Origin of the sequence: Niveispirillum sp. BGYR6 (genome assembly GCF_027568365.1) — a bacterium.
GTDB lineage: Bacteria > Pseudomonadota > Alphaproteobacteria > Azospirillales > Azospirillaceae > Niveispirillum.
This window is the reverse complement of the sequence record NZ_JANLNL010000014.1, coordinates 45,713-70,242: the sequence shown is the minus strand read 5'-3', so window position 1 is coordinate 70,242 and position 24,530 is coordinate 45,713. Positions and strand designations below refer to the sequence as shown.

Here is a 24,530-nt window from a genome sequence, read left to right as displayed (position 1 = left end):
GGCAGAACTGCATTGCCTTGCGCCGCGCAAACGCGCCGCCCCGTTCTGGCAGGGCGGCGCGGAGAGAACCGAACCGTTACCGCGTCGGGCGCGGGGTGGGGCCGGAATAATCATAGAAGCCGCGCCCGACCTTGCGGCCCAGCCAGCCAGCCTCAACATATTTCACCAGCAGCGGGCAAGGGCGGTACTTGCTGTCCGCCAGCCCCTCATACAGCACCTGCATGATGGACAGGCAGGTATCCAGACCGATGAAATCCGCCAGTTCCAGCGGGCCCATCGGGTGGTTGGCGCCAAGCTTCAGGGCGGTGTCGATGGCCTCCACCGAGCCGACGCCCTCATAGAGCGTGTAGACGGCTTCGTTGATCATCGGCAGCAGGATGCGGTTGACGATGAAGGCGGGGAAATCCTCGGCAATGGCCGCTGTCTTGCCCAGCTTCAGCGTCAGCGCCTTGATGGCCTGAAACGTATCATCATCGGTGGCGATGCCGCGGATCAGCTCCACCAGCTGCATCACCGGCACGGGGTTCATGAAATGCATCCCCATGAACTTGCCGGGCCGGTCGGTGGAAGCCGCCAGCCGGGTGATGGAGATGGAAGAGGTGTTGGTGGCGATGATGGCCGACGGCTTCAGGTTCGGCACCAGCATCTTCAGGATCTGGCGCTTCACATCCTCGCTCTCCGTCGCCGCTTCGATCACCAGATCGCAATCGGCGAAGATGGCGTGGCTGGTGCCGGTTTCGATCCGGGCCAGGGCGGCGTCCTTATCCTCGGCCGACAGCTTGCCCTTGGCGACCTGCCGGTCCAGATTCTTGCCGATGCCTGCCACAGCCTTGGCCAGTTGGTCGGCGGAGATATCGGATATCTTTACCGTCAGGCCTGCCACGGCGCAGACCTGCGCAATGCCGCTGCCCATCTGACCCGCACCGATAACGCCAACTTTCTCGATCATCACCTAATCCCCCGCGCCGGGTTGGAAACCTATGCGGCTATTCTGCCACGGATGGGGGCGAATTGGCCCCGCGACAAATGTCCAATATGGAAGTGCGCCGCTGCACCTTGCCCCTTAGGGGCCGGGTGCAGCGGCCACAGCGCTTTACTTTGCCAGAGCGGCGGTCAGTTCGGGGACGATCTTGAACAGATCGCCAACGATGCCGTAATCGGCCACCTGGAACATCGGCGCCTCTTCATCCTTGTTGATGGCGACGATGACCTTGCTGTCCTTCATGCCGGCCAGATGCTGGATGGCGCCGGAGATACCGACGGCGATGTACAGTTCCGGCGCCACGATCTTGCCGGTCTGGCCGACCTGATAATCGTTGGGCACGAAACCGGCATCCACCGCCGCGCGCGATGCGCCCACGGCCGCGCCCAGCTTGTCGGCCAGCGCGTCCAGCAGCGGGAAATTCTCGCCCGACTGCATCCCGCGACCGCCCGAGACAATCACCCGCGCTGCCGTCAGTTCCGGCCGTTCGGACTTGGTCAGCTCGGCGCCGACAAAGCTGGACAGGCCAGCATCGCCCGTGGCGGCCAGGGCCTCCACCGTACCGGCACCGCCCGTTTCCGCCGCGGCCTCAAACGCCGTGCCGCGCACGGTGATCACCTTGATGGCGTCGGCCGACTTCACCGTGGCAATGGCATTGCCGGCATAGATCGGGCGTTCGAACGTGTCGGGCGACACCACGCCGCTGATCTCGCTGATCTGCTGCACATCCAGCAAAGCCGCCACGCGCGGGGCCAGATTCTTGCCGAAGGTGGTGGCCGGGAACAGCACATGGCCATAGCCACCGGCCTTCACGGCGGCCACCACCAGCGGGGCGAAGTTCTCGGCCAGCGGGTTGGCATATTCGGCACTGTCGGCGACCAGCGCCTTGGCCACGCCGGCGGCCTTGGCGGCCGCCGTACCGGCATCGGCCACGCCCTGGCCAGCCACCAGCACATGGGTTTCCCCGCCAATCTTCGCCGCCGCCCCCAGGGCGGTCAGCGTCGGCTTCTTCACAGCGCCGCTCGTGGGTTCGGCGATTACCAGAATGCTCATGATGGGTGTCTCCTCAATCGGGGGAGCGGCTTTGTCGGGGAAGGGAAGGAAGGCACTGTTCATGGCAGCCGACCGGGGAAGGGTTGCCGTTATCACCACCATCGTCTTACCCCTCAACCGTCATTCCCGCGAAGGCGGGAATCCATAACCCGCTCTGTTGCTTGGATTCCCGCCTTCGCGGGAATGACGGTTGAGAAAGTACTGAAATGACAGTGCAAGGGGAAACCGACCGTCAGCGCCTTTGAACCGAGCCCTTATCAAACAGGCCCACAAAGCCGTCAGGCGTTACAGCAGCTCAGATCACACGCGCTTCATCGCGCAGCTTGGCAACCAGCTCGTCCACGCTGGCGACCTTGATGCCGCCCTTGCGCTTGGGCGGTTCGGTCACTTTCAGCGTGGTCAGGCGCGGGGTGATATCCACGCCCAGCGCGTCCGGCGCCAGCACCTCGATCGGCTTCTTCTTCGCCTTCATGATGTTGGGCAGCGAGGCATAGCGCGGCTCGTTCAGGCGCAGGTCGGTGGTCACCACCGCCGGCAGCTTCAGTTCCACCGTTTCCAGACCGCCATCAATCTCGCGCGTCACCGCAACCTTGCCATCGGCCGGCGCCACCTTGGAGGCAAACGTCCCCTGGCCCCAACCCAGCAGCGCCGCCAGCGCCTGACCGGTCTGGTTGGCGTCATCGTCAATGGCCTGCTTGCCCAGGATCACCAGATCGGGCGCTTCCTTGGCCACCACCGCCTTCAGCAGCTTGGCGACGGCCAGCGGCTGCACCTCCGCGTCGGTCTGCACCAGAATGCCCCGGTCGCCACCCATGGCCAGACCGGTGCGGATCGTCTCCTGCGCGCCCGCCGGGCCGATGGAGACAACCACAATCTCTGTCGCCTTGCCAGCTTCCTTCAGGCGCACCGCCTCTTCAACCGCGATCTCGTCGAACGGGTTCATCGACATCTTCACATTCGCAAGCTCGACACCGCTCTCGTCGGGCTTCACGCGGACCTTCACGTTGTAATCAACAACGCGCTTTACGGCGACCAGGAGTTTCATTCGGCGATCCCCTTGCTTCATGTCTGACCGGGAAGGACAGGCATCCCGGCCGCGTATCAGGCATTCAGCCTTATGTTCGGGGGCATAAGATTGGGCATTCGTCGCCTGCCGTCCAGCCCGCATAAACGGGCGGGAAGATAGGATTGCTGCGGCGCACCTGTCAATAGAATGCGCCAGAAACCACCAGATTGAAACTTTATATCCAATCCAGCCGCAAGCACCCCGCCGATACCGGCAACCCTGCCACCTTACGCCCCACCATCATGCTGCATCGCAACATTTCTGATGTTGCATTACGTTTACGTAATAGGAAGATATTAGCCAAATTCGTTTCAGATGCAAGGGTGCAATGCATGGCACACGGGATTGCCGGTGCGGGATCATTCACCGCGCGTCAGCCCCGGCACCCACAGAACATCGGCCGCCCCCTTATCATTCAGGTAGCGACCCAGCACGAACAGATGGTCGGACAGACGGTTGATATATTTCAGGGCTGGGGCGCCCACCGCCTCATGCAAGGCCAGCTCGGTCATCTCCCGCTCAGCCCGGCGCACGATGGTGCGGCCCAGATGCAGGAAGGCGGCAGCCGGGCTACCGCCGGGCAGGATGAAGCTGTTCAGCGGGGAGAGCTCTTCATTCATGCGGTCAATCTCCGCCTCCAGCCGGTCGACCTGCCGGTCGATGATCCGCAGCGGCGGATAGGGCGGATTTTCCTGTTCCGGGGTGCAGAGATCGGCCCCCAGATCGAACAGATCATTCTGGATACGGCCCAGCATGGCATCGGCATCGACCAGCACCGGATCATCGGGCCGGCCACCGGTATGCAGCCGGGCCAGCCCCAGGGCGGCATTGGCCTCATCCACCGTGCCATAAGCGGCAACACGCAGATCATGCTTGGGCACGCGGCTGCCATCGCCCAGGGAGGTCTGGCCCTTGTCCCCGCCACGGGTATAGATGCGCGTCAGCCTGACCATGGAAACCCCGCCTCAATGAACTGGTAATGAACTGCTGCCGCAGGAGATAGAGGGCGGGGCGGCCCCAATCAAGACGCGATGAAGACCAGCGCGAACAGAACCAGCGCCAGCACCTGCAGGCGCACGCGCCACCACATCAGGCGGTTGCCATATTTGGCGTTGAAATCGCCGCCCCGCGCCATGCCAAACAGGCCGACGATCAGAACGGCCAGGGTGGCAATCATGGCCAGGACCATGAGGAAGATCAGTATCGCGCTCATGCGATCTGATATAGCGCGGTGAGAGGCCGGCGCACAGGCCCAAAATCCGAAAAAGCGATGGCTGCGGCGCCGGGCCACCTCTGCTATCAAGGCGCACCCTCGCCCGCCTGGAACGCCCCCATGTCGCACAGCAAGCCCGCCCGTCAGGCCGGCATCCCCTTCATTTTGGTCACCATCTTCCTGGATGTGCTGACCTTTGGTCTGGTCATTCCCGTGGTGCCGTCGCTGGTCCGGCATTTCAGTGCCGATGATGCCCATGCCGCCTGGTGGATGGGGATGATGGTGGCCAGCTTTTCCATCATGCAGTTCGCCTTCGCGCCGGTGCTGGGGGCTTTGTCCGACCGGTTCGGGCGGCGGCCGGTCATCCTGGCCTCTGTCGCCGGGGCCGCCATCGACCAGCTGTTCATGGCCTTCGCCCCTGGCCTGGGCTGGCTGCTTGGGGCGCGGCTGGTGGCCGGGCTGACGGCAGCCAACATCACGGCCGCCAATGCCTATATTGCCGATATCTCCACGGCGGAGAATCGGGCCAAAAATTTCGGGCTGGTCGGGGCCGCCTTCGGACTGGGCTTCATTGCCGGGCCGGCGCTGGGCGGGCTGCTGGGGGAAATCCATCTGCGCCTGCCCTTCATGGTCGCCGCCGGGCTGGCGGGGGTGAATTTCCTCTATGGCCTGTTCGTGCTGCCCGAATCGCTGGCCCCCGCCAACCGCCGGCCCTTCAGCTGGCGCCGGGCCAACCCGGTGGGCAGCCTGACAGCGCTGGCCAAACACCCGGCCGTGCTGGGGCTGGCAGCATCGCGCACCTGTTCGGTGCTGGCCATGGGCGTGCTGCAAACCATCTGGGTGCTTTACACCACCAAGCTGTTCAAATGGGGGGAGCTGGAAAACGGCCTGTCGCTGGCCGCCTTGGGCCTGGCCACGGCCGTGGTGCAGGGCGCTTTGATCAGCCGCATCGTCCGCCGGCTGGGGGAAACCCGCACGGCCCTGCTGGGCCTGACCATCGAGGCATTGGCCTATCTGGGCTATGGCATGGCGGGCAGCGGCGCCCTGTTCGTCGGGGCCATCCTTATCCATGCCCTGGCCGGCATCAGTTCCCCCGCCATCCAGAGCGTGGTGACACGCTCGGTCGGGGCCAATGAACAAGGGTCGGTGCAGGGTGCCTTTGCCAGCGTGCAGAGCCTGACCTTCATCTTCGCCCCCCTGATCGGGGCGGAGCTGTTCGGCCTGTTCACGGCGGGCGAAAGCGCCCACAGCCTGAAAGCTGGCATTCCCTTCCTCTTCGGGGCAGGTTGCCTGCTGTTGGCTGGCCTGATTGCCATCTGGGCCTTGCGGCGGGCCGCCCCCTCCCCCATCATCGCCAGCACCGGCGAAACAGCCTGAGAAAAGCCAGAACCATGCCCAGCGGCTTCCTGCGCCATATCCAACGCTGCAACAGCCACGATATGGCAGGCTTTCGCCCCTTTCGGGTGGAAAATCATCTGGTTGGGTGGATACGCCCGGCATTTCGTGACCGGTTACTGGCCTTCCCCGATGTTTTTCAGCCAGAGGGGGAAGGGGTAAGCTTGTCCCCCGCGCTGGACCAGCCGGACCAGCGCACGGAGGCTGTCGGTTCGGTGCTGGAACATCTGGTGGCAGATGGCGTCATCCCCCGCCTGCGCCGGGAAATGTATGGGGTGCAGACGGCATGGGGGGCGGCCCCCTTGCTGGCCATGGATCGCGCCGCCATCCCGTTTTTCGGCGTCACTGCCTATGGCGTTCATGTTAACGGCTTTGTCCGCCGGGCCGATGGCATTCACCTCTGGGTCGGCAAGCGGGCCATGGATCGCGGCGTGGCCCCCGGCCAATATGATAATCTGGTCGCCGGCGGCCAGCCGCTGGGCCTGAGCTTGCAGGAAAATCTGCTGAAGGAAGCACGAGAGGAAGCCGACCTGCCGCCAGACCTGGCCCTGCAGGCCCGGCCGGTGGGGGCCATTACCTATGTCATGGAACAGAAAAAGGGCCTGAAGCCGGACGTCCTGTTCATCTATGACCTGGAACTGCCCGCCGATTTCATCCCCCGCAATACGGATGGGGAGGTGGAACGGTTCGAACTCTGGCCGCTGGAGAAGGTGGCCGCCGGCATCGCCCAGACGAATGACTGGAAATTCAACGTTAATCTGGTGGTGATCGACTTCCTGATCCGCCATGGCTGGCTGGGGCCGGACCATCCGGAATATCTGGATTTATGCCGGGGTTTGCGGCGGTAAAACCAAGTTGTGATGAGTTCTGGTCATCGCAACTTGGTTACGGCGGCGACTGCCGCCGCGCGGCCCGTGCCGCGTAGCCAAGGGCGCGGAGGCGCCTGCCGGCGATTGAGGGCCATGATAAGAACCGATCGGTTCTTATCATGGCAACAGGGCACAGACCCGTGACCGGTCACGCCTGAGAAGTTAGAACCTTGATCCAGGCCCGGCTGCCGGCTTCCACCAGATCCAGCACCTCCCCGAAATGCCGGCCCTCGCCATAATAGGGGTCGGGCACGTCGCGGTTGGTCAGGGGGGCGGGGGCTTCGGCCATGAACAGGGCCAACCGCGCCCTCGATCCCGGCGGCTGCTTGCGCCGCATGATCTCCAGATGCCCGCGATCCATCGCCAGCAGCAGATCGAACCGGTCATAATCGGCCGGCACCAGCACGCGCGCCCGCAGGTCTGACAGGTCATAGCCACGCCGGGCTGCGGCGGCGATGGAACGGTGATCCGGGCTTTCCCCGACATGATAGGCATGGGTGCCGGCGCTGTCGACCGACAGCCGGTCGGACAGACCTTCCCTGTCCACCAGATGGCGGAACACGCCCTCCGCGGTGGGGGAGCGGCAGATATTACCCGTACAGACAAACAGGATATTGATCATTTTCGTGACCGGTTACGTTATTTCGTCGGGATTTCGTGCGTTTCAGCAGGGTTCAGCATAGCATCGATCCGATCCAGCGCGCCGGCCCCGGCCCCGCTGCTGCTGGCCTCCAGCCCGCGATAAAGCGTGACCAGTTCGCGCCCCCAATCGGTCAGGGCCGTACCGCCGCCGCCGCTGCCCCCGGTTTGCCCGGCGACGGCGGGCTGGGTGAAGGCGCGGTTGATCTCATCCAGCAACAGCCAGGCCCGGCGATAGGACATGCCCAGCGCCCGCCCGGCGGCAGAGATGGAACCATGTTCGTCAATCGCTTCCAGCAGCCGCACCTTGCCGGGGCCCAGCCGGTGACCATTGGCGAAATCCAGACGCAGGGTAAGGCGGATCGGCATGGGGAACCGGCGGTGACGGGGCAAAGAAAAGGGGGCGGCCGAACGCCGCCCCCTTCACATAGCACAGGATAGGCAAAGGGTCAGTGGCCCGCCGCCCCTTCCTTGCGCCGGCGGCGCTTGGAGGCTGCCAGATTGAGCATTTCCACCGCCACCGAGAAGGCAATGGCGAAGTAAAGATAGCCCTTGGGAATGTGGAAATGCAGCCCGTCGGCGATCAGCGCCACCCCGACCAGGATCAGGAAGCTGAGGGCCAGCATCTTCACCGTCGGGTGATTCTGCACGAAACGGCTGGTGGGGCCGGCGGCGAACAGCATGACGGCAACGGCGATGACCACGGCGGTGATCATCACCGGCAACTGGCTGGCCATGCCGACGGCGGTAATCACGCTGTCCAGGGAGAAGACGATATCCAGCACCATGATCTGCATGATCACGCCGCTGAAGGTGGCCGCCGCCCGCGCCGGCCCGCCATCTTCGGCATGGCCTTCCATCGTGTGGTGGATTTCCGCCGTGCCCTTATAGAGCAGGAACAGACCGCCGAAGAGCAGGATCAGGTCACGGACCGAAATCCCCATATCGAAGACGGTAAAGATCGGGTCGGTCAGCTTGACGATCCAGGCGATGGAGGCCAGCAGCGCCAACCGGCTGATCAGCGCCAACGCCAGACCGAACTGGCGCGCCTTGGCCCGCTGATGTTCAGGCAGCCGGTTGGCCATGATGGAGATGAAAATAATATTGTCGATGCCAAGTACGATCTCCAACGCGGTCAGCGTCAACAGGCTGGCCCAGGCGTTGGGGTCGGACAACCATTCGAACATGATGAATCCTGCCAAGGGAGGGAGGGGATTAAGCGGTTGGTTTCGCGGGAGCTTAACATAATGCGCAATTTTGTCGCGGGGTCCGTTGTGCAACGCCGAAAGCGCCGTTTCGGCAACCATATCGTTGCGCAAGGCTACGGTTGCGCTTAGCGTTTCCGGCAACCGCCCCGACCGAGAGGCCATGATGCAGCATTCCGTTTCCCGCCGTTCCTTCCTGGCAAGCAGCGCCCTGACCCTGGCAATGGCCGGCACCATCCCCCCCGTTTTTGCCGCCGATGGCAAGGTGCTGCGCCGGGGCACCGGCCCCGCCCCCGATACGCTGGACCCCGGCAAGGCGGAACTGCATAATTCCTCCCTCGTCATCTACGATCTTTATGAAGGGCTGTTGACACCCGGCCCCGACGGGGAGCCCAAGGCGGGGGCGGCGGAACGCTGGGAGGTCTCACCCGATGGCAAGACCTATATTTTCCATCTGCGCGCCAATGGCAAATGGTCCGATGGCAGTGCCGTGACGGCGGGCGATTTCGTCTATGCCTGGCGTCGGCTGGCCGACCCGAAAACCGCCTCCCCCTATGGCTATTTCGTCTGGGTGCTGGAAAACGGGGCCGATGTGTCCGCCGGGCGCAAGCCGCTGGAGGCGCTGGGCGTCACCGCGCTGGATGACCGCACCTTGAAGGTCAGCCTGAAGGAGCCGGCCGCCTATTTCCTGGGGCAATTGTCGCACCAATCCCTGTCGCCGGTGAAGCCGGGCGCGGAAGGGGCCAAGCCCGTTTCCAACGGTGCCTATCAACTGGCGGAAATGATCCCGCAGACCCATTACAAGCTGGTGCGCAACCCGCATTATTATGATGCGGCCGCCGTGAAGATCGACACCGTCTATCATTTCGTGACCGAGAATCTGGATACGGAGCTGAAACGCTTCCGTGCTGGCGAACTGGACACGACCTATAACCTGCCGGTCACGCAGGTGAACTGGGCGCGCACGGAGGGCAAGGCGGCCTATACGCCGACGCCGACCTATTCCACCTTCTATCTGGCCTTCAATCTGACGCGTGAGCCGTGGAAGTCGAACCCCAAGCTGCGCGCCGCCCTGTCGCTGGCCATTGACCGGGAAGTGATCACCGAAAAGGTGATGAATGGCGATCTGCTGCCCGCCTACAGCTTCACGCCCAGCGGCAAGGTGGCGGGATATGAACCGCCCCAGCCGGATTGGCGCGCCAAAACCCAGGCCGACCGCAATGCTCTGGCCAAGAAGCTGTTTGCGGAAGCCGGCTACGGCCCCGGCGGCAAGGTGCTGCCGGAGATTGAGATCCTGCATTCCACCAGTGAGAATTCCAAGCGCATCATGGTGGCCGTCTCCGCCATGTGGAAGCAGGTGCTGGGTGTGCAGACCAACCTGAACAACCAGGAATTCCGCGTGGTGGCCAGCATCGGCAACCAGAAGAGCTATAAGGATATCATCTATTATGGCTGGGTCGGCGATTTCCCCGACCCGATCAACTTCCTGAAACTGCTGCGCAGCGATGTGGAACAGCAGAATCTGGCGGCCTATAAGAACCCGGCCTTCGACCAGAAGCTGGATGAGGCCAATGCCAGCCTGGACCCGGCCCGCCGCGCCGCCTTGCTGGGCGAGGCGGAGCGGATGTATCAGGCGGACTTCCCGGTCGCCCCCATCATGCATAATAACCGCCGCCGGCTGGTCTCGCCCAAGGTGAAGGGCTGGCGGCCGACCCCGCTGGACCAGAACCCATCGCGCTGGCTGGATATCGGGTGAGTAACTGTCTGGAAACTTTCAATTTACTTCAATGCCTTACGCAGCTTGCCTTTCTCTATCACCGTCACCCCGGCGAAGGCCGGGGTCCAGAATCACAGGTGCCTCGCTCACCGAAACTGGACCCCGGCCTTCGCGGGGTGACGGTGAGGATGCAGTAAGATCTTGATAGCGAATAGAAGCCTTCCAGACAGACACCACCCCCCAACCCCGGCCGGCAAGGCCGGGGAACCATCCCAAAATGACAGCGGCAGTTGTCCCGTCCCCCCAGAAAAACCCTGTCTTTGAGTGATCCATGCCCATGAAACGGACAATTCTTGCCGCTGTCGGTCTGGCCGGCATCCTGCTGACGCAGCCGGCCACCGCAGAGATGATCTATCGCCGTGGCACCGCCGCCGCCCCCGACACGCTGGACCCCACCAAGTCGGAGATTCAGCCCGCCGCCTTCATCATCTATGATCTGTTTGAAGGGCTGTTCACTCTGGATGCCAAGGGCCAACGCCGCAACGCTGTGGCCGCCAGCTATGAGCTGAGCCCCGATGGCAAAATCTATACGTTCAAGCTGCGCGCCGATGCCAAATGGTCCGACGGCAGCCCGGTGACGGCGGCGGATTTCGTCTATGCCTGGCGCCGGCTGGCCAACCCGAAGACGGCGTCGCCCTATGGCTACTTCGTCTGGCCCATGGTGAATGGACAGGAGATCACGAGCGGTAAGAAGCCGCCGGAAAGCCTGGGCGTGGAAGCGTTGGATGATCACACCCTCAAGGTCACCCTGACCAAGCCCACCGGCTATTTCCTGGCCTCGCTGCAGCATGTGGCCCTGTTCCCGCTGCATCGGGCCAGCCTGGAAAAGTACGGGGAGAGTTTCACGGCCCCCGGCCATCTGGTCAGCAATGGCGCCTATATGCTGGCCGAGAATGTGCCGCAGAGCCATATCAAGGAAGTAAAAAATCCCTATTACTACGATGCGGCCAAGGTGAAGATCGACACCGTCTTCTCCTACCCCATCGATAATCAGGAAACGGAATTCAAGAAATTCCGCGCCGGTGAACTGGACAGCACATCCACCCTGCCCAATGCCCAGATCAAATGGGCGCAGGAAAACCTGAAAGATGCCTATATCGCCGGCCCGACCTATTCCACCTATTACCTGTCGTTCAACCTGACGCACGAGCCGTGGAAATCAAACCCCAAGCTGCGCGCCGCCCTGGCGCTGGCCATCGACCGGGAGGTGATTGCCGAAAAGGTGATCGGTGGCGGGGAATTGCCGGCCTGGAGCTTCACGCCCCCCGGCAATGTCGGCGGGTATGAGCCGCCGCGCCTGCCCTGGACCAAGCAGACCCAGGCCGAACGCGACGCCATGGCCAGGAAGCTGCTGGCTGAAGCCGGTTACGGCCCCGGCGGCAAGCCGCTGCCGGAAGTGGAGGTGCTGCATTACACCAGCGACAATGCCCGCAAGGTGAATGTCGCCGTGGCCGCCATGTGGAAGCAGAAGCTGGGCGTGCAGACCAACCTGAACAACCAGGAATTCCGCGTCGTCGCCAATATCGGCAATGAGAAAGCCTATAAGGACGTGCTCTATTACGCCTGGATCGGTGACTATCCGGACGCCAATTCCTTCCTGCAATTGTTCCGCAGCGATGTGGAGCAGCAGAACCTGCCCGGTTACAAGAGTGCCGATTACGACCGGTTGCTGGACGAGGCGAATATCCAGACCGACCCGGCCAAGCGCGCCGAACTGCTGGCCAAGGCGGAAACGCTGGCCCTGGAAAGCAACAGCATCATCACCCTGCACCATAATACCCGCCGCCGGCTGGTCAGCCCCAAGCTGAAAGGCTGGGTGCCCAACCCGACGGACTTTAACCTGTCGCAATATCTGGAACTGACGCCGTAAGGGCGGGGAAAGGTTGACCATTGGGTCAAGGGTTTCGGGATTGTCTCCTTACCCTTGACCCGTTCTGGCCCCATCAGCCTCCACCTTCTACCACCGTCACCCCGGCGCAGGCCGGGGTCCAGTTTCGGTGAGCAAAGCGCCCTTGGCCCCTGGACCCCGGCCTGCGCCGGGGTGACAGTGGTGAAATGAGTCAACCCCGATACTTGGCGCAAAAAACAGCGGCGCCAGTGGAAACCCCACCCCCAACTCCACGTGAAACATTGAACCAAGCCTCAAACCCCCGTCGCCCCCAGCGCCCGGCCCAGCCGTTCCAGCGCCTCGCGCAGTTCCGGGTCTTCCACGCCGGCCGTGCTGTCATGCAGCTTGGCTTCGGCCACCGGGGAAAGCCGGCGGACCGGGGCGATGGTATAGCTTTTGGTCTTGAGAACCGGGGCGCCATGCACCAGTTTCAACCGCGCCACCGCCCGCCAGCCCATGAAGGCGTTGATCTTCTCGATGATCAACGGCTCCTCATGCTGAACCAGCAGGGCGGCGGGGCCGGTGACGCGCAGATGCAGGGTGGCATTGTCCCGCTGTGCCGCCGGGAATGCCAGTTTCAGCGGTGACGTCTGGTCCGCCAGACGGGAACCGACGATGCTGGGCCAATCGGTCAGCAGCGCGCCAAAGGCAAGCCCGTTCTTGCCAAGCGCCTTGCCGGCCACATCTTTCAAGGTGCGGCCCAGCCGCACCGGTGCGTTGCGGTAGGTTTCATTCATGGTTATCGCTTCCAAGCCCAAGGCCTCCATCAAAGCAAAGCCAGCCGCCCTTGACCAGGGGCAAGGTGGGGATGGTGCCCTGCCGCCGCTGCTGCTGGCTTGGTATGACCGGCACCGCCGCGTACTGCCCTGGCGCTTTCTGGCCGGCGAAGTGGCGGACCCGTACCGGGTCTGGCTGTCGGAAATCATGCTGCAACAGACGACGGTGGCCACGGTCGGCCCCTATTTTCAGGATTTCCTGACCCGCTGGCCGCGCGTCACCGATCTGGCCGCCGCCGATCTGGATGATGTGCTGCGCGCCTGGGCCGGGCTTGGCTATTATGCCCGCGCCCGCAACCTGCATAAATGCGCCCAGGTGGTGGCGACGGAGCATGGCGGGCACTTCCCGATGGAGGAGGAGGCGCTGTTGGCCCTGCCGGGCATCGGCGCCTATACCGCCGCCGCCATCCGCGCCATCGCCTTTGACCAGCCGGCCACCGCCATGGATGGCAATGTGGAACGGGTGATGGCACGGCTGTTCGCCGTTACCGATCCGCTGCCGGGATCAAAGCCGATTCTGAAGGCCCATGCCGCTTCCCTGGTGCCCGCCCGGCGACCCGGTGATTATACCCAGGCCCTGTTCGATCTGGGCGCCACCATCTGCACCCCGCGCAAGCCGCGCTGTATCCTCTGCCCCTGGGCGGAACCGTGCCAGGCCCGCGCCCTGGGCATTGCCGATGAACTGCCGGCCAAACAGGCCAAGACCGCCAAACCGGTGCGCCGGGCCGTGGCCTTTGTCCTGAGCGATGCGCAAGGCCATATCGCCCTGCGCCGGCGGGAGGAACGCGGGCTGTTGGGCGGCATGATGGAGGTGCCATCGACCCCGTGGGAGGCCGCCCCCATGCCGGGAAATGCCCAGGCCCTGCCCCATGCCCCGTTGGCGGGGGTGGCATGGCAGCCACTGCCCGGTCTGGTGCGTCATACTTTTACCCATTTCGAGTTCGAGATTGCCGTCATGGCCGGCCGCATCAAGACCAGCCCGCCCGCAACGGATTTGCGCTGGGTCGCGCCCGATGCGCTGGGGGAAGAGGCATTACCGACCGTGATGCGGAAAATTCTGCGCCACGCCCTGGCCAAGGGCGGCGCCTGACCCCAGGGGAAGCCATCTTGGCCCCGACAAGACGTGCGTTTCTGACCTCCCTGGCCCTTGCCCCGGCGGCCCTGTCGCTGGCAGTCCCAGCCCGCGCCCAGGATCGCAGCCTGGGAAGGGTGGATGTGGCGCTGATGCTGGCGGTCGATGCCTCGGCCAGCATCGATCCGCGCCTGCTGGATTTCCAGTTGCGCGGCCATGCCACCGCCTTTCGTGACCCGGCCGTGGCCGGTGCCGTGGGTGATGGGCGCAACCGTGCCATCGGGGTGATGCTGGCCCAGTTCGCCGGGCCGGAATCGCTGACCACCCTGGTGCCCTGGCGTCGCCTGCACAGCCCCCAGGATTGCAGCGATTTCGCCGCCGCCATCGATGCCGTGCCCGGTGTGGCCATGGGCGGCTCCACAGCGCTGGGCGATGCGGTGGTGCAGGCCGTGGCCCTGCTGGACAAGGCACCGTTTGAAACCGAAAAGCGCACGCTGGATATCGTTTCCAACGGTTTCAGCAATGCCGGCATCGATCCGCGCTCGGCCCGTGGCTATGCGGCGGCGGCCAATGTCGGCGTCAATGCGCTGGCCATTCTCAACGAATATGACTGGCTGGAGGATTATTATACCGATCAGCTCATTACCGGTCACGGTGCATTTGTGCGCAGCGCCGATACACTGGACTCCTTCGCCGCCTCTTTCCTGGGCAAGCTGGTGACGGAGATTGCCTGATTACCCCTTGGCATCCCCCAGCAACCCGCGCAGCCGGTAAAGTTCCTCCAGCGCCTGACGCGGCGTCAGCTCGTCCGGGTTCACAGCGCGCAGGGCCTCTTCCACCGCTGACGGTTCGGCCGCAGTGATCACCGGGGCCGGCGCGGGGCGCATGTTGAGGGCGGCGAACAATGGCAGATCGTCGGCCAGCCGGGCGGCGGCACTGGCCTGATCCCCCTTCTCCAGGATTTTCAGCACCTGTTCGGCCCGCTGGATCACCGCCGGGGGCAGGCCGGCCAGCCGGGCGACATGGATGCCATAGGAACGGTCGGCGGCACCGGCCGCCACCTCATGCAGGAACACCACCTCGCCCCGCCATTCCTTGATCCGCATCGTGTGGCAGGAAAGCTCGGCCAGCTTGGCGGCCAGCGCCGTCAATTCGTGATAATGGGTGGCGAACAGGCCCCGGCAGCGCGCCACCTCATGCAGATGTTCCACACAGGCCCAGGCAATGGAAAGCCCGTCAAAGGTGGCTGTGCCGCGCCCGATCTCATCCAAAATCACCAGCGACCGGCGGGTCGCCTGGTTCAGGATGGTGGCCGTCTCCACCATCTCCACCATAAAGGTGGAACGGCCGCGCGCCAGATCGTCCGCCGCCCCCACACGGCTGAACAGCTTGTCCACCACGCCGATATGCGCGCTGGCCGCGGGCACATAGGCCCCCATCTGCGCCAGCACGGCGATCAGCGCATTCTGGCGCAGGAAGGTGGATTTACCGGCCATATTGGGACCGGTCAGCAGCCATAGGCGCTGGCCGGGCGACAGGCCGCAATCATTGGCGACAAAGGCCCCGCCACCCTGTTCGGCCAGCGCCTCTTCCACCACCGGATGCCGGCCGCCCCTGATCTCAAAGGTCAGATCATCGCTCAGCTGCGGGCGGCACCAGTTTCGGTCCACCGCCAGTTCAGCCAGGGCTGCCGTCACATCCAGCGTGGCGAGCGCGCGGGCGGTGGCGGCGATGAAATCGGCCTTGGCCACCACCTCGGCCACCAGCTTGGCGAACAGCTCCAGCTCCAGGGCCAGCGCCCGATCACCGGCCTCCGCCACCTTGCGTTCCAGTTCCGACAGGGCCACGGTGGTGAAGCGTACCGCCCCCGCCATGGTCTGGCGGTGGATGAAATCAGCCCGGTGCTTTTCCGACATCAGCTTGTCGGCATGGGTGGCCGTGACCTCGATATAATAGCCCAGCACGTTATTGTGCCGAATCTTCAGGGACTGGATGCCCGTCTGGTCGGCATATTGCGCCTGCAGCCCGGCAATATGCCGGCGGCTGTCGTCGCGCAGCCCCTTCAATTCATCCAGTGGCGCGGAATATCCCGCCGCGATGAAACCGCCGTCGCGGGCCAGCAGCGGCAGTTCCGGCCCCAATGCCTGGGACAGCAGGTCGATCAGCGCGTCATGATCGGCCCCGGTTCCCCCCAACAGCCCATCGGCGACACGGGACAGACCTTCCGGCAGCGGCCCGGCATCGCCATAGGCCAACCGCCCCCGGATGGCCACGGCGCGGGCCAGACCGTCACGGATATTGGCCAGATCGCGCGGGCTGCCACGATCCAGCGTCAAGCGTGACAGGGCACGCTCCATATCGGGTGTCTGGCCCAGTTCGGCGCGGATATCCAGTCGAAGATGCGATTGTTCGACCAGCAGCGTCACCATGTCCAACCGGCGGGCAATGCGTGCCGGATCGGTCAACGGCGCTGAAAGCCGGGCGGAAAGCAGGCGCGCACCGGAACCGGTCACGGTTCGGTCGATGGCGGCCAGCAGGCTGCCGCGCCGATCGCCCGTCATGGTGCGGGTCAGTTCCAGATTGCGCCGGGTGGCGGGATCAATTTCCAGCACCTGGCCCGCCCCCTGCCGGCGCGGCGTGTCAAAGCGCGGCAGCCTTCCCTTCTGGGTCAGTTCGACATAATCGACCAGGGCGCCGGCCGCCGCCACCTCGGCCCGGGTGAAGGCGCCGAACGCATCCAGCGTGCCGACGCCATAGAGCGATAACAGGCGCTGGCGGCCATTTTCACTGTCGAACCGTGCATTGGGCTGGATGGTCAGCCGGTTGCGCCATTCCGCCCAGACGGGTTCCAGTTCGTCCGCCTGGGACAGCCGTTCGGGCAACAGCACCTCTCCCGGTGCCAGCCTTGCCAGGGCGGCCCCCAGCCCGGCGCGTTCCACCGGGGCCAGGGTCAGTTCCCCCGTGGACAGGTCCAGCCAGGCCAACCCGGCCTCGCCGCCGGCCTCTGCCAATGCCGCCAGATAATTGTTGGACCGGGCATCCAGCAACCCATCCTCGGTGATGGTGCCGGGGGTGACGACGCGCACCACCTCCCGCCGGACGACGGATTTGGAGCCGCGCTTCTTCGCCTCTGCCGGGTCTTCCGTCTGTTCGCAAATGGCGACACGGAAACCCTGGCGGATCAGCCGCAGCAGATATTGTTCATGGGAATGCACCGGCACGCCGCACATGGGGATTTCCTCCCCCTGATGCTGGCCGCGCTTGGTGAGCGTGATGTCGAGCGCCGCCGATGCCTGCACGGCATCGTCAAAGAACAGCTCGTAAAAATCGCCCATGCGATAGAAGAGCAGCGAACCCGGATGCTGCCCCTTGATGTCCAGATACTGGGTCATCATTGGGGAAACGGGGCTGGCGGCGGCGGGGGCGGCTTGGCTGTTCTGTCGCACTTGGGGTCTGGGTCCGTCGGATGCCGGGGCGGAAAGGCGCCAACCTAGCACCGCAGACGGGCCCGCTTCAAACCTCCAGGCGGTGGGCGCTGAATTCCACCAGATTGGGCGCCACGGGGCGGGGCCGCCGCCCTGTACCGGGAAGCGGTAGCCCCCCCAGGGCAACGCAACCGCAGATCAGCTTGTCGATATGGTCGCCATCGCCGGACAAAGGCAGTATCACGCCCTGCATCACCAGCCGGGTGCGCGGTCCGGCCAGCGTGGCCTGCACCAGCATCGGCGCCCGCTGGTCACAGGCATGGCGCAGCCAGGACAGCAGGGTCAGTTCCAGCGGCTGGGTGGAATCATGATCCAGCAGCAGCCCGGTCAAGGGGCGGCCGCAGATAGCCTCCAACCCTGTTCCGGCCAATCTTGTCTGAAAACCGTGATCGGTCACATCCAGAATGGACAGCCATGGCAAAAGCTCCGGAATATCCACCGGGTCCAATGCGGCACGCGGCGGGGCGATCCGGTCACCCCGCCGCACACGCCAATAATCCACGAGCTGGCGCAGCCGGTTGTCCGGCAGGTCGGCCAAGGCCGTATCCGTTCTCTGCACCATTGCCGCCAAACCCAAGATGAAACCCCGCGCCATTGCCGCCCTGCGGCCTTCCTGGGGACAGTCTGGAACGGCATCCGTAAAGAATTGCTTAGCCGACCCTAACCTTTCGCATAATACCGGGCTGTGATGAGTGGATTTCATCGCAGCCCGGTGCGACGGCGACTGCCGCCGCTCCGTTCTCTCCAGCAAGGCGCCGAACTCGATATCTTCGATTCGCCCAACGTGCATCCGTCAGCATCAGGCGTTCCATCCGATGCTTGAACACGCTCTCGCATCCGATGGAAGGTCAAATCTCAACAGGCCCTAAAGCCGGGTACGTTTAACCAGAAACGTACCCGGCTCTAAGTCCTTGTTCAGCGAGCGGATTCACGCTCCAAAGCGATCCCGCATCATTTGGCGCGGGAAACCTTGATCAGCGCCTTGATGCCTTCGACCCGCAGGTTATAGCTGCCCAGGATGGCTTTCTCGACCGTCACCTTGCGACCGGGCTTCACGCCGTAAAGGGTCTGCGTCACCACCTGTTGCCAGACCTGACCATTATCCAGGGTGAAGACCCAGCGGCCGGGGCTGCGTTCATAGGCATCCTTCAGGGTGGCGGTGATGGTTTCCACATCCTCCGCCATGGCGGCCGGCTTGTCTTCTTTGCTCAGCCGCCCGGCCCCGAAACGCTGTTCCGGTGGCACGGGTGGTGCGGCGGGGGTGGGCGGGGCAACCGTGACAGCCTGTGGCGGCAGGGCGCGAAGGCCTGGAACGGTGCGGTCAAAACAGGCCAGTCGGGCGGCATCTTCCTTCACCTCCGTGCATTTCAGCACATCGGCAGGCGTGGCATGAGCGAGGCTGCCCAGCAGCAGCGTGGCAAGCGACAGCGGAGCGATGACGGCAGCGCGCATGAAACCCCATCCTTGTAATGGCAGGCCGGCACCCCGGCATCGGCCCCTTAACCATCGTCTCTACGCTGAAGCGGCCGCTTTCTCAATCTCGTCGGCACTGAAACAGAAAAGGCGCGTCCAGCCGGGCCGGACGCGCCTTGATCCCTTCTTTCCCAACCGGCAGCCGTGCCGGTGGCGGAAATCAGCCAACCAGTTCGATCGAATAATTCTCGATCACGGTGTTGGCCAGCAGCTTGCGGCACATTTCCTCAATCTGGGCCTTGGCCTTGGCCGGGTCGGTCTCCGCCACGTCCAGTTCGATCAGCTTGCCCTGGCGAACTTCGCCCACGCCGTCGAAACCCAGATTGGTCAGCGCATGGCCAATGGCCTTGCCCTGGGGGTCCAGCACGCCGTTCTTCAGGGTGACGATGACTTTGGCCTTCATGGGGGCACCCGCTGTCTTGAGGCAGAAATCGATGGCGGTGGGATAGCAAAAACCGGTCAGCTTGGCGACCTGGAAAGATACCGCCGCAACGCAGGGAAGCCTTGCCCCAGATGGAGAAGGGCCAGTGCCGTGCCGGCGGTATAGATCACCGGGCAGGCGATCTTGACCCCCTCCCCCCAAGGGACGGACAGGCTGATGGCAGCGAAAAAGCCGATGATGGCCAAAACATAGAGCGCCAGAGCCCGCAGGTGCCGCGCCAGATGCCCCTTGGCGCCCGCCGCTGGCCATATCGCCATGGCCAGCCAGCAGAAGGGCAGTGGCACCAGCAGCCAGCCCCGCCCAGCGGTCAGGATATTCAGCGTCCAGTCGGTGGCGGGCAAATGCAAAAGGGCTGGAACGGCAAAAGCCAATTCCAGCCCCAGCATAAGCGCAAAATCAACATAGGCCAGCAACAAGGGCAGGGGCCGCCACCGGTCCATGCCCTGTCACCCGAACCTTACTGCACCAGCTTGGGTGCGGTATGGTCGCCGGGGCCGGCTTCCGGCAGAATGCCCAGACGGCGGGCCACTTCCTGATAGGCCTCGGCAACATTGCCCAGATCCTGGCGGAAACGGTCCTTGTCCAACTTCTCGTTGGTCTTGGCGTCCCACAGACGGCAATTATCCGGGCTGATTTCATCCGCCAGGATGATGCGCATCTCTTCATTCTCAAACAGGCGGCCGAACTCCACCTTGAAATCGACCAGCTTCAGGCCGATGCCCAGGAACAGGCCGTTGAGATAATCATTGATGCGCAGGGCCAGTGACAGCATGTCGTCCAGATCCTGCGGCGCGGCCCAGCCGAAGGCCGTGATATGCTCTTCGGAGACCATCGGGTCGCCCAGCTCGTCGTTTTTGAAGTAATATTCGACGATGGACCGGGGCAGCGGCGTGCCTTCCGGAATGCCGAACCGCTTGGTCAGGCTGCCGGCGGCGATATTGCGGACCACCACCTCGATCGGGATGATCTCCACTTCGCGCACCAGCTGCTCACGCATGTTCAGGCGGCGCACGAAATGGTTGGGGATGCCGATTTCGCCCAACTTCTGCATCAGATACTCGCTGATGCGGTTGTTCAGCACGCCCTTCCCGGTGATCGTGCCCTTCTTCTGGGCATTGAACGCCGTGGCGTCGTCCTTGAAGTACTGGACCAGGGTACCCGGCTCGGGGCCCTCATACAGAATCTTCGCCTTGCCTTCGTAGATGCGCCGGCGTCGGGTCATGGGTTGGTGTCCAGCAATCGTTCCAGCAAAAAGGGGAACGGACCCGTCAGGCGGGTGCCACCGGGTCCGATGTCTTTCCCTATAGCAAGCCGGGGGCTTTTATACAATGCACGCAGCGATGCGGACGGGTCAGTGCAGGGTATCGCCGCCTATAGGGTCAGGGGGGCGAAGGGGGTGCGGTCGGGGCGGCCGGGGGCGAAGCGGAAGACGGGCAGCACGCCCGAACGGCCCATGGCGGGCAGGGCGATGCTGGCCGAACTGCCGGTTTCAAACCCGATGGGCGTCACCACGCACATGGCCCCGCGCGGCCCGCTATCACAATCCCAGATGCGGCTGCCCAGCAATTCCTCCCAGGCTTTCCAGTCGCCTTTCTCCGGATCGGGCGCGGGTGCAGCCTGGAACAGCGGGCGGTAGAATTTCTGCCGGGCGGAGCTGTCATCATTCAGGTCGGACGCTGTCAGCATGGACAGGCCAACCGGAATCGGTTTCACCCGTACCCGCCCACCATCAGCCGGCAGCCACAGCCAGAAGGCATCACGGTTATCGGCAATCACCAGATTGAAGGGGCGGTAAGCCCTGCCATCCAGATCGGCCAGCGCCTCGGCCGCGTCCTTGGCGTCGGCATGGTCCAGCGCATCCAGCACCAGCTCCCCCCGCGACCTTTTGCCCGGGGCGGGGCCCAGCGTGTCCTTGCGGTTCAGGATCACGGCGACGACGCCATGATCATTCAGCCCCAGCCAGGAACCGCCCGCCGTTTCATCCAGCCCGGCCACCACATCGGGCCGGTCAGGCCAATGGCGGGCGGGCGGCTTCCAGGGGCGGTTGACCATCTCATCCCGATTGCCGGCCAGAATCAGCGGCCAGTCATGGCCGGGCCGGCGCAAAAGCACGATGCTGCACATGATCTCTCCCCAGAAAACGTTCCGGCTGCCAAACAAATTTCCCGGCCGCAGTGATGCAGGTCAATGCCTGACCAACCGGTCATGCCGCAACCATGGCGTATGGAACAGGTCCGGTATATAAGCGGATTATCCCAAGGGGGCGTTTACGCCCGGCTTACAGAGGAAGTGGATATGACCACGTTCGATGATCGCGAGCAGGCATTCGAAAACAAGTTCAAGCATGACGAGGAACTGCAGTTCCGCGTCTATGCCCGCCGCGCCAAGCTGATCGGGCTGTGGGCCGCCGAGCAGATGGGCCTGACCGGCGAGGATGCCGTAGCCTATGGCAAGCTGATGGTGAATGTGGATTTCGAGGAGCCGGGCCACAAGGATATCGTCCGCAAGCTGCTGGCCGATTTCAAGGCCAAGGGCGTGGATATCTCCGAACACCGGATCGAAAAGGAAATGGACGTGCTGCTGGAAAAGGCCCGGCAGCAGTTGCAGGCTGAATAAAGCGATTGGGGCCGCCCGTCTGATGTCGGGCGGCCCCTTCCCTTGATTTACTTCTTCAGGCCGATTTCGCGCAGGCGCTGGTCCAGGAATTCACCCGCGGTCAGTTCCGCCGACAGGCGGACATTGGCGCGCGGATGCAGGAACATCGGCATCGAATAGCGCGAGACATTATGTTCCGGCGGCGGGTTCACCACCCGGTGCGGCGTGGCCGGGATGTAATTGCCCGATGCCAGCTTCAGCATGTCACCGCCATTGACGGCGATCATCCCGGCATCGCACGGCACATCATGCCAGTTGCCGGCCGTATCTTGGGCCTGCAGGCCGGGTTCGGAACCGGTCACCAGCAGGGTGATCAGGTTGATATCCTCATGCGCCGCCGCGCGCACGGCCCCCGGCTCATACCCCTCGCCGATCGGCGGGTAATGCAGGATGCGGAACAACGAGCGGTCCGACCCTTGCATCATCTGGGGCAGCGGTTCGAAAAAGCTGTCGCGCACGGCGGCCGGCACCTGATCCTGAATCCAGCCCAGCAGCCGGTCACCCAGGCCCCGCAGATCGTCATACATGCGGTGCGTGGCATCCTCCACCCCCGGCGGCAGCCGGCGGGCGGGGTAGACATGGTAGAATTCTTTCAAATCCTTGACCGCGCTGTCCTTGGCATTTTCCGACTTGAAGGGGAAATAGCCGTCCTGGAACTGCGGGTCGAACGTATATTCGTGCTTGCCATCCCAGGCGAAGAAATCGGCCCAGACCTTGTACAGGTCGCCGATCAGGCCGGTATCGATGGGATGGTTGCGCAGCACGGCGAAGCCGGTTTCATGCATGGAACGCACGAACTGTTCGGCGGCATCGGGTGCCTGAAAATCCACGGTGGCGATGTTGAACATGGGGGTCCGCCCTCGGTGTCCATATTGTCGGGGAAGGTTGGGCGCACTATCACCATGGGGCGGCGGGTGACGTCAATAGATGCCGACCGCCGCCAGGGCGCTGGCCACCGCCACCCGCGATGCGGAGGCCAAAGGGGCCTTGAACCGGGGCTGCCCGGCGCTGGGGGTAAAGCGGCCGGAGGGGTATTGAGCAAACGGTTACCCCAACCGGTTGTCGGGCATGGGACGAACTGAATATTGGGACGTGTGGGCCATCTGGGGTATGAGGAAGCCGTGATGTTCCAGACCGGATGGTTCCATGTCCCGCCGCCTGTTCGTACTGCTGTTCCTGACACTGGCCCTGCCGGTATCGATCTTCATGGCCTGGTCCATGCCACCTTTTTTCAATGTGGATGAGACCAACCATATCATGCGTGCCGAAACCGCGCTGCAAGGCCAGTTTTTCGGCAAGAAGGTTGGTACAGACCAATCCGGCGGCAAGATCGATTCCGCCTTGCTGGGGCTGCTGGACCGGTACTGGCCCATGCTGACCGACCCGCAGAAGCATGTGACGGTCGAGCATATGGCCGCCGCCCGGGAAATCCATTGGGGCGCGAAACAACACTTTGTCCATATCCCCAATACCGCCATCTATCCGCCCAATCTTTATCTGCCCACCATGATCGGGTTGGGGCTGGGCAAGGTTTTTGACCTGCCGGTACAGGACAGTATTCTGCTGGCCCGCTTCTTCAATATCGGCTTTTCCACCGCCCTGATCGCCGCGGCACTCTGGCTGACGGCGTGGGGTCGGGGGGCCATGCTGGCCATCGCGCTCTGGCCGATGAGCGTGGCGCAATATGCCGCCTGCAGCCAGGATGGGCTGTTGATCGCTATGGCAGCGCTTTTCGTGGCGCTGCTGAGCCGCGCCATGGCCGACGGACGGCGATCCACCGGGGCGGAATTTCTGGGCATGGCGCTGCTGGTGGCGCTGATGTCCATGTCGCGGCCGACCAACCTGTTGTTCCTGCTGCCGCTCTGGTGGGTGATGCCGGCCCGGATCGGCCGCTGGCCCGGCTGGGTGGGGCCGGCTGTGGCGGCCCTGCTCACCATCGGCTGGTCGCTGCACGCCGCCCTTTTCGTGCAGGTGATGCAGCATCATGATGGCATCAGCCCCGACATGAAGGCCCAGCTTTCCTATCTGGCGACCCATCCGCTGGCTTTCCCCAAGGCCTTCCTCAACACGCTGGAACATTGGTGGTGGCCCTTCACCGTGGCCATGCTGGGCTGGGTCGGCTGGGCCCATACCAATATCGTGCTGCCTGCGCCGGCTTACGATTTTTATCTGAACAGCTTCGGCCTGCTGCTGCTGCTGATCCTGGTCGATCCGCAGAACCGGCCGGCGCCGCGCCAGAAGCTGACGGTCGGGCTGACCCTGCTGGGATCGGTGCTGGCGATTTTCTTCCTGCAATATCTCACCTTCACCGCCCCCGCTGCCGATATGGTGGGCGGCGTGCAGGGGCGGTATTTCGTCCCGCTGGCCTTCCTGCTCTGCCTGCTGCCGCCGGCCCTTTCCCGCTATCTGCCAGTCCGCCACAGCGTGCCGGCAGCCGCCCTGCTGGTGCTGGCGGTGGGGATCACCACCGCCGTAGCCCTGCCCTATGCCACCATGCTGCAGGTCTATAAAGGGGCAGCGGCGCTGCCCTGATGCCAAGG

At 63.8% G+C, this 24,530-nt stretch carries 25 protein-coding genes; 8 read left to right on the top strand and 17 right to left on the bottom strand.

Annotated features, from left to right (window positions below; genetic code table 11):
* Positions 1-76 precede the first annotated feature (76 nt).
* The 5 genes from PCJ49_RS22320 to PCJ49_RS22300 form a co-directional block, all read right to left on the bottom strand.
* On the bottom strand, positions 77-949 hold the full coding sequence (locus tag PCJ49_RS22320) for a 3-hydroxybutyryl-CoA dehydrogenase (RefSeq protein WP_089285960.1): 873 nt from the start codon (positions 947-949) through the stop codon (positions 77-79).
* 144 nt (positions 950-1,093) lie between these two features.
* Positions 1,094-2,035 carry an FAD-binding protein gene (locus tag PCJ49_RS22315; protein ID WP_269912903.1) on the bottom strand — a complete coding sequence of 314 codons (942 nt, stop codon included), beginning with the start codon at positions 2,033-2,035 and terminating at the stop codon, positions 1,094-1,096.
* A gap of 295 nt (positions 2,036-2,330) precedes the next feature.
* Positions 2,331-3,080 carry an electron transfer flavoprotein subunit beta/FixA family protein gene (locus PCJ49_RS22310; RefSeq protein ID WP_089285958.1) on the bottom strand — a complete coding sequence of 250 codons (750 nt, stop codon included), beginning with the start codon at positions 3,078-3,080 and terminating at the stop codon, positions 2,331-2,333.
* A 380-nt stretch (positions 3,081-3,460) separates the two neighbouring features.
* Complete coding sequence (locus PCJ49_RS22305; RefSeq protein ID WP_269912902.1) at positions 3,461-4,054, bottom strand: cob(I)yrinic acid a,c-diamide adenosyltransferase; 594 nt, start codon at positions 4,052-4,054, stop codon at positions 3,461-3,463.
* Positions 4,055-4,122: 68 nt separating this feature from the next.
* On the bottom strand, positions 4,123-4,314 hold the full coding sequence (locus tag PCJ49_RS22300; RefSeq protein ID WP_089285956.1) for a twin transmembrane helix small protein: 192 nt from the start codon (positions 4,312-4,314) through the stop codon (positions 4,123-4,125).
* Between the two features lie 120 nt (positions 4,315-4,434).
* On the opposite strand from PCJ49_RS22300, the gene PCJ49_RS22295 reads away from it, so the two are divergent.
* Positions 4,435-5,691, top strand: a complete 1,257-nt coding sequence (locus PCJ49_RS22295; RefSeq protein ID WP_269912901.1) for a TCR/Tet family MFS transporter — start codon at positions 4,435-4,437, stop codon at positions 5,689-5,691.
* 14 nt (positions 5,692-5,705) lie between these two features.
* Entirely contained in the window at positions 5,706-6,557 is an 852-nt protein-coding gene (locus tag PCJ49_RS22290) for a DUF4743 domain-containing protein (protein ID WP_269912900.1), read from the top strand.
* A gap of 169 nt (positions 6,558-6,726) precedes the next feature.
* On the opposite strand, the gene PCJ49_RS22285 is transcribed toward PCJ49_RS22290, so the two are convergent.
* The 3 genes from PCJ49_RS22285 to PCJ49_RS22275 all read right to left on the bottom strand — a co-directional run bounded on the left by PCJ49_RS22285 (position 6,727) and on the right by PCJ49_RS22275 (position 8,404).
* A complete protein-coding gene (locus tag PCJ49_RS22285; protein ID WP_269912899.1) occupies positions 6,727-7,200 on the bottom strand; it encodes a low molecular weight protein-tyrosine-phosphatase in 474 nt (157 codons plus the stop codon).
* Between the two features lie 17 nt (positions 7,201-7,217).
* Positions 7,218-7,586, bottom strand: a complete 369-nt coding sequence (locus PCJ49_RS22280) for a LysR family transcriptional regulator (RefSeq protein WP_269912898.1) — start codon at positions 7,584-7,586, stop codon at positions 7,218-7,220.
* Positions 7,587-7,666: 80 nt separating this feature from the next.
* Positions 7,667-8,404 (bottom strand): TerC family protein, encoded by a 738-nt coding sequence (locus PCJ49_RS22275; protein ID WP_269912897.1) that lies wholly within the window; start codon positions 8,402-8,404, stop codon positions 7,667-7,669.
* A gap of 181 nt (positions 8,405-8,585) precedes the next feature.
* On the opposite strand from PCJ49_RS22275, the gene PCJ49_RS22270 reads away from it, so the two are divergent.
* Together PCJ49_RS22270 and PCJ49_RS22265 are read left to right on the top strand one after the other, a co-directional pair.
* A complete protein-coding gene (locus PCJ49_RS22270) occupies positions 8,586-10,178 on the top strand; it encodes a peptide ABC transporter substrate-binding protein (protein ID WP_269912896.1) in 1,593 nt (530 codons plus the stop codon).
* A gap of 298 nt (positions 10,179-10,476) precedes the next feature.
* Positions 10,477-12,069 (top strand): peptide ABC transporter substrate-binding protein, encoded by a 1,593-nt coding sequence (locus tag PCJ49_RS22265; protein ID WP_269912895.1) that lies wholly within the window; start codon positions 10,477-10,479, stop codon positions 12,067-12,069.
* A gap of 272 nt (positions 12,070-12,341) precedes the next feature.
* On the opposite strand, the gene PCJ49_RS22260 is transcribed toward PCJ49_RS22265, so the two are convergent.
* Positions 12,342-12,824, bottom strand: a complete 483-nt coding sequence (locus tag PCJ49_RS22260; RefSeq protein WP_269912894.1) for a DciA family protein — start codon at positions 12,822-12,824, stop codon at positions 12,342-12,344.
* On the opposite strand from PCJ49_RS22260, the gene mutY reads away from it, so the two are divergent.
* Together mutY and PCJ49_RS22250 are read left to right on the top strand one after the other, a co-directional pair.
* Positions 12,823-13,953, top strand: a complete 1,131-nt coding sequence (gene mutY, locus PCJ49_RS22255; protein ID WP_269912893.1) for an A/G-specific adenine glycosylase — start codon at positions 12,823-12,825, stop codon at positions 13,951-13,953. The genes PCJ49_RS22260 and mutY overlap by 2 nt on opposite strands.
* A 17-nt stretch (positions 13,954-13,970) precedes the next feature.
* Positions 13,971-14,669 carry a DUF1194 domain-containing protein gene (locus PCJ49_RS22250; protein WP_269912892.1) on the top strand — a complete coding sequence of 233 codons (699 nt, stop codon included), beginning with the start codon at positions 13,971-13,973 and terminating at the stop codon, positions 14,667-14,669.
* On the opposite strand, the gene mutS is transcribed toward PCJ49_RS22250, so the two are convergent.
* The 7 genes from mutS to PCJ49_RS22215 form a co-directional block, all read right to left on the bottom strand.
* The gene (gene mutS / locus PCJ49_RS22245) at positions 14,670-17,330 is read right to left on the bottom strand and encodes a DNA mismatch repair protein MutS (protein ID WP_269912965.1); all 2,661 of its coding nucleotides are present in this window, start codon (positions 17,328-17,330) and stop codon (positions 14,670-14,672) included.
* 118 nt (positions 17,331-17,448) lie between these two features.
* Positions 17,449-17,982 (bottom strand): PAS domain-containing protein, encoded by a 534-nt coding sequence (locus PCJ49_RS22240; protein WP_269912891.1) that lies wholly within the window; start codon positions 17,980-17,982, stop codon positions 17,449-17,451.
* A 389-nt stretch (positions 17,983-18,371) separates the two neighbouring features.
* Positions 18,372-18,872, bottom strand: a complete 501-nt coding sequence (locus PCJ49_RS22235) for a hypothetical protein (RefSeq protein ID WP_269912890.1) — start codon at positions 18,870-18,872, stop codon at positions 18,372-18,374.
* Between the two features lie 181 nt (positions 18,873-19,053).
* Entirely contained in the window at positions 19,054-19,296 is a 243-nt protein-coding gene (purS, locus tag PCJ49_RS22230) for a phosphoribosylformylglycinamidine synthase subunit PurS (protein ID WP_269912889.1), read from the bottom strand.
* Positions 19,297-19,352: 56 nt separating this feature from the next.
* Positions 19,353-19,775, bottom strand: coding sequence for a hypothetical protein (locus PCJ49_RS22225; RefSeq protein WP_269912888.1), 423 nt, complete (start codon positions 19,773-19,775; stop codon positions 19,353-19,355).
* Between the two features lie 17 nt (positions 19,776-19,792).
* Positions 19,793-20,557, bottom strand: coding sequence for a phosphoribosylaminoimidazolesuccinocarboxamide synthase (gene purC, locus PCJ49_RS22220; RefSeq protein ID WP_089285938.1), 765 nt, complete (start codon positions 20,555-20,557; stop codon positions 19,793-19,795).
* Between the two features lie 149 nt (positions 20,558-20,706).
* Positions 20,707-21,459, bottom strand: a complete 753-nt coding sequence (locus PCJ49_RS22215) for an NRDE family protein (protein ID WP_269912887.1) — start codon at positions 21,457-21,459, stop codon at positions 20,707-20,709.
* Between the two features lie 171 nt (positions 21,460-21,630).
* Here PCJ49_RS22215 and PCJ49_RS22210 point away from each other — a divergent pair, with 171 nt between their 5' ends.
* A complete protein-coding gene (locus tag PCJ49_RS22210; RefSeq protein WP_269912886.1) occupies positions 21,631-21,951 on the top strand; it encodes a DUF1476 domain-containing protein in 321 nt (106 codons plus the stop codon).
* Positions 21,952-21,998: 47 nt separating this feature from the next.
* On the opposite strand, the gene PCJ49_RS22205 is transcribed toward PCJ49_RS22210, so the two are convergent.
* Positions 21,999-22,838: a 2OG-Fe(II) oxygenase family protein gene (locus PCJ49_RS22205; RefSeq protein WP_269912885.1), complete on the bottom strand. Its 840-nt coding sequence runs from the start codon at positions 22,836-22,838 to the stop codon at positions 21,999-22,001.
* Between the two features lie 298 nt (positions 22,839-23,136).
* Between PCJ49_RS22205 and PCJ49_RS22200 the strand changes: the two genes are divergently transcribed.
* Entirely contained in the window at positions 23,137-24,522 is a 1,386-nt protein-coding gene (locus PCJ49_RS22200; RefSeq protein WP_269912884.1) for a DUF2142 domain-containing protein, read from the top strand.
* Positions 24,523-24,530: the final 8 nt, after the last annotated feature.

Excerpts from the sequence above, each read along its gene's own strand:
- PCJ49_RS22320 (WP_089285960.1), bottom strand. The coding sequence starts at position 949 with ATGATCGAGAAAGTTGGCGTTATCGGTGCGGGTCAGATGGGCAGCGGC.
- PCJ49_RS22315 (WP_269912903.1), bottom strand. The coding sequence starts at position 2,035 with ATGAGCATTCTGGTAATCGCCGAACCCACGAGCGGCGCTGTGAAGAAG.
- PCJ49_RS22310 (WP_089285958.1), bottom strand. The coding sequence starts at position 3,080 with ATGAAACTCCTGGTCGCCGTAAAGCGCGTTGTTGATTACAACGTGAAG.
- PCJ49_RS22305 (WP_269912902.1), bottom strand. The coding sequence starts at position 4,054 with ATGGTCAGGCTGACGCGCATCTATACCCGTGGCGGGGACAAGGGCCAG.
- PCJ49_RS22300 (WP_089285956.1), bottom strand. The coding sequence starts at position 4,314 with ATGAGCGCGATACTGATCTTCCTCATGGTCCTGGCCATGATTGCCACC.
- PCJ49_RS22295 (WP_269912901.1), top strand. The coding sequence starts at position 4,435 with ATGTCGCACAGCAAGCCCGCCCGTCAGGCCGGCATCCCCTTCATTTTG.
- PCJ49_RS22290 (WP_269912900.1), top strand. The coding sequence starts at position 5,706 with ATGCCCAGCGGCTTCCTGCGCCATATCCAACGCTGCAACAGCCACGAT.
- PCJ49_RS22285 (WP_269912899.1), bottom strand. The coding sequence starts at position 7,200 with ATGATCAATATCCTGTTTGTCTGTACGGGTAATATCTGCCGCTCCCCC.
- PCJ49_RS22280 (WP_269912898.1), bottom strand. The coding sequence starts at position 7,586 with ATGCCGATCCGCCTTACCCTGCGTCTGGATTTCGCCAATGGTCACCGG.
- PCJ49_RS22275 (WP_269912897.1), bottom strand. The coding sequence starts at position 8,404 with ATGTTCGAATGGTTGTCCGACCCCAACGCCTGGGCCAGCCTGTTGACG.
- PCJ49_RS22270 (WP_269912896.1), top strand. The coding sequence starts at position 8,586 with ATGATGCAGCATTCCGTTTCCCGCCGTTCCTTCCTGGCAAGCAGCGCC.
- PCJ49_RS22265 (WP_269912895.1), top strand. The coding sequence starts at position 10,477 with ATGAAACGGACAATTCTTGCCGCTGTCGGTCTGGCCGGCATCCTGCTG.
- mutY (WP_269912893.1), top strand. The coding sequence starts at position 12,823 with ATGGTTATCGCTTCCAAGCCCAAGGCCTCCATCAAAGCAAAGCCAGCC.
- PCJ49_RS22260 (WP_269912894.1), bottom strand. The coding sequence starts at position 12,824 with ATGAATGAAACCTACCGCAACGCACCGGTGCGGCTGGGCCGCACCTTG.
- mutS (WP_269912965.1), bottom strand. The coding sequence starts at position 17,330 with ATGATGACCCAGTATCTGGACATCAAGGGGCAGCATCCGGGTTCGCTG.
- PCJ49_RS22240 (WP_269912891.1), bottom strand. The coding sequence starts at position 17,982 with ATGGTGCAGAGAACGGATACGGCCTTGGCCGACCTGCCGGACAACCGG.
- PCJ49_RS22235 (WP_269912890.1), bottom strand. The coding sequence starts at position 18,872 with ATGCGCGCTGCCGTCATCGCTCCGCTGTCGCTTGCCACGCTGCTGCTG.
- purS (WP_269912889.1), bottom strand. The coding sequence starts at position 19,296 with ATGAAGGCCAAAGTCATCGTCACCCTGAAGAACGGCGTGCTGGACCCC.
- PCJ49_RS22225 (WP_269912888.1), bottom strand. The coding sequence starts at position 19,775 with ATGGACCGGTGGCGGCCCCTGCCCTTGTTGCTGGCCTATGTTGATTTT.
- purC (WP_089285938.1), bottom strand. The coding sequence starts at position 20,557 with ATGACCCGACGCCGGCGCATCTACGAAGGCAAGGCGAAGATTCTGTAT.
- PCJ49_RS22215 (WP_269912887.1), bottom strand. The coding sequence starts at position 21,459 with ATGTGCAGCATCGTGCTTTTGCGCCGGCCCGGCCATGACTGGCCGCTG.
- PCJ49_RS22210 (WP_269912886.1), top strand. The coding sequence starts at position 21,631 with ATGACCACGTTCGATGATCGCGAGCAGGCATTCGAAAACAAGTTCAAG.
- PCJ49_RS22205 (WP_269912885.1), bottom strand. The coding sequence starts at position 22,838 with ATGTTCAACATCGCCACCGTGGATTTTCAGGCACCCGATGCCGCCGAA.
- PCJ49_RS22200 (WP_269912884.1), top strand. The coding sequence starts at position 23,137 with ATGTCCCGCCGCCTGTTCGTACTGCTGTTCCTGACACTGGCCCTGCCG.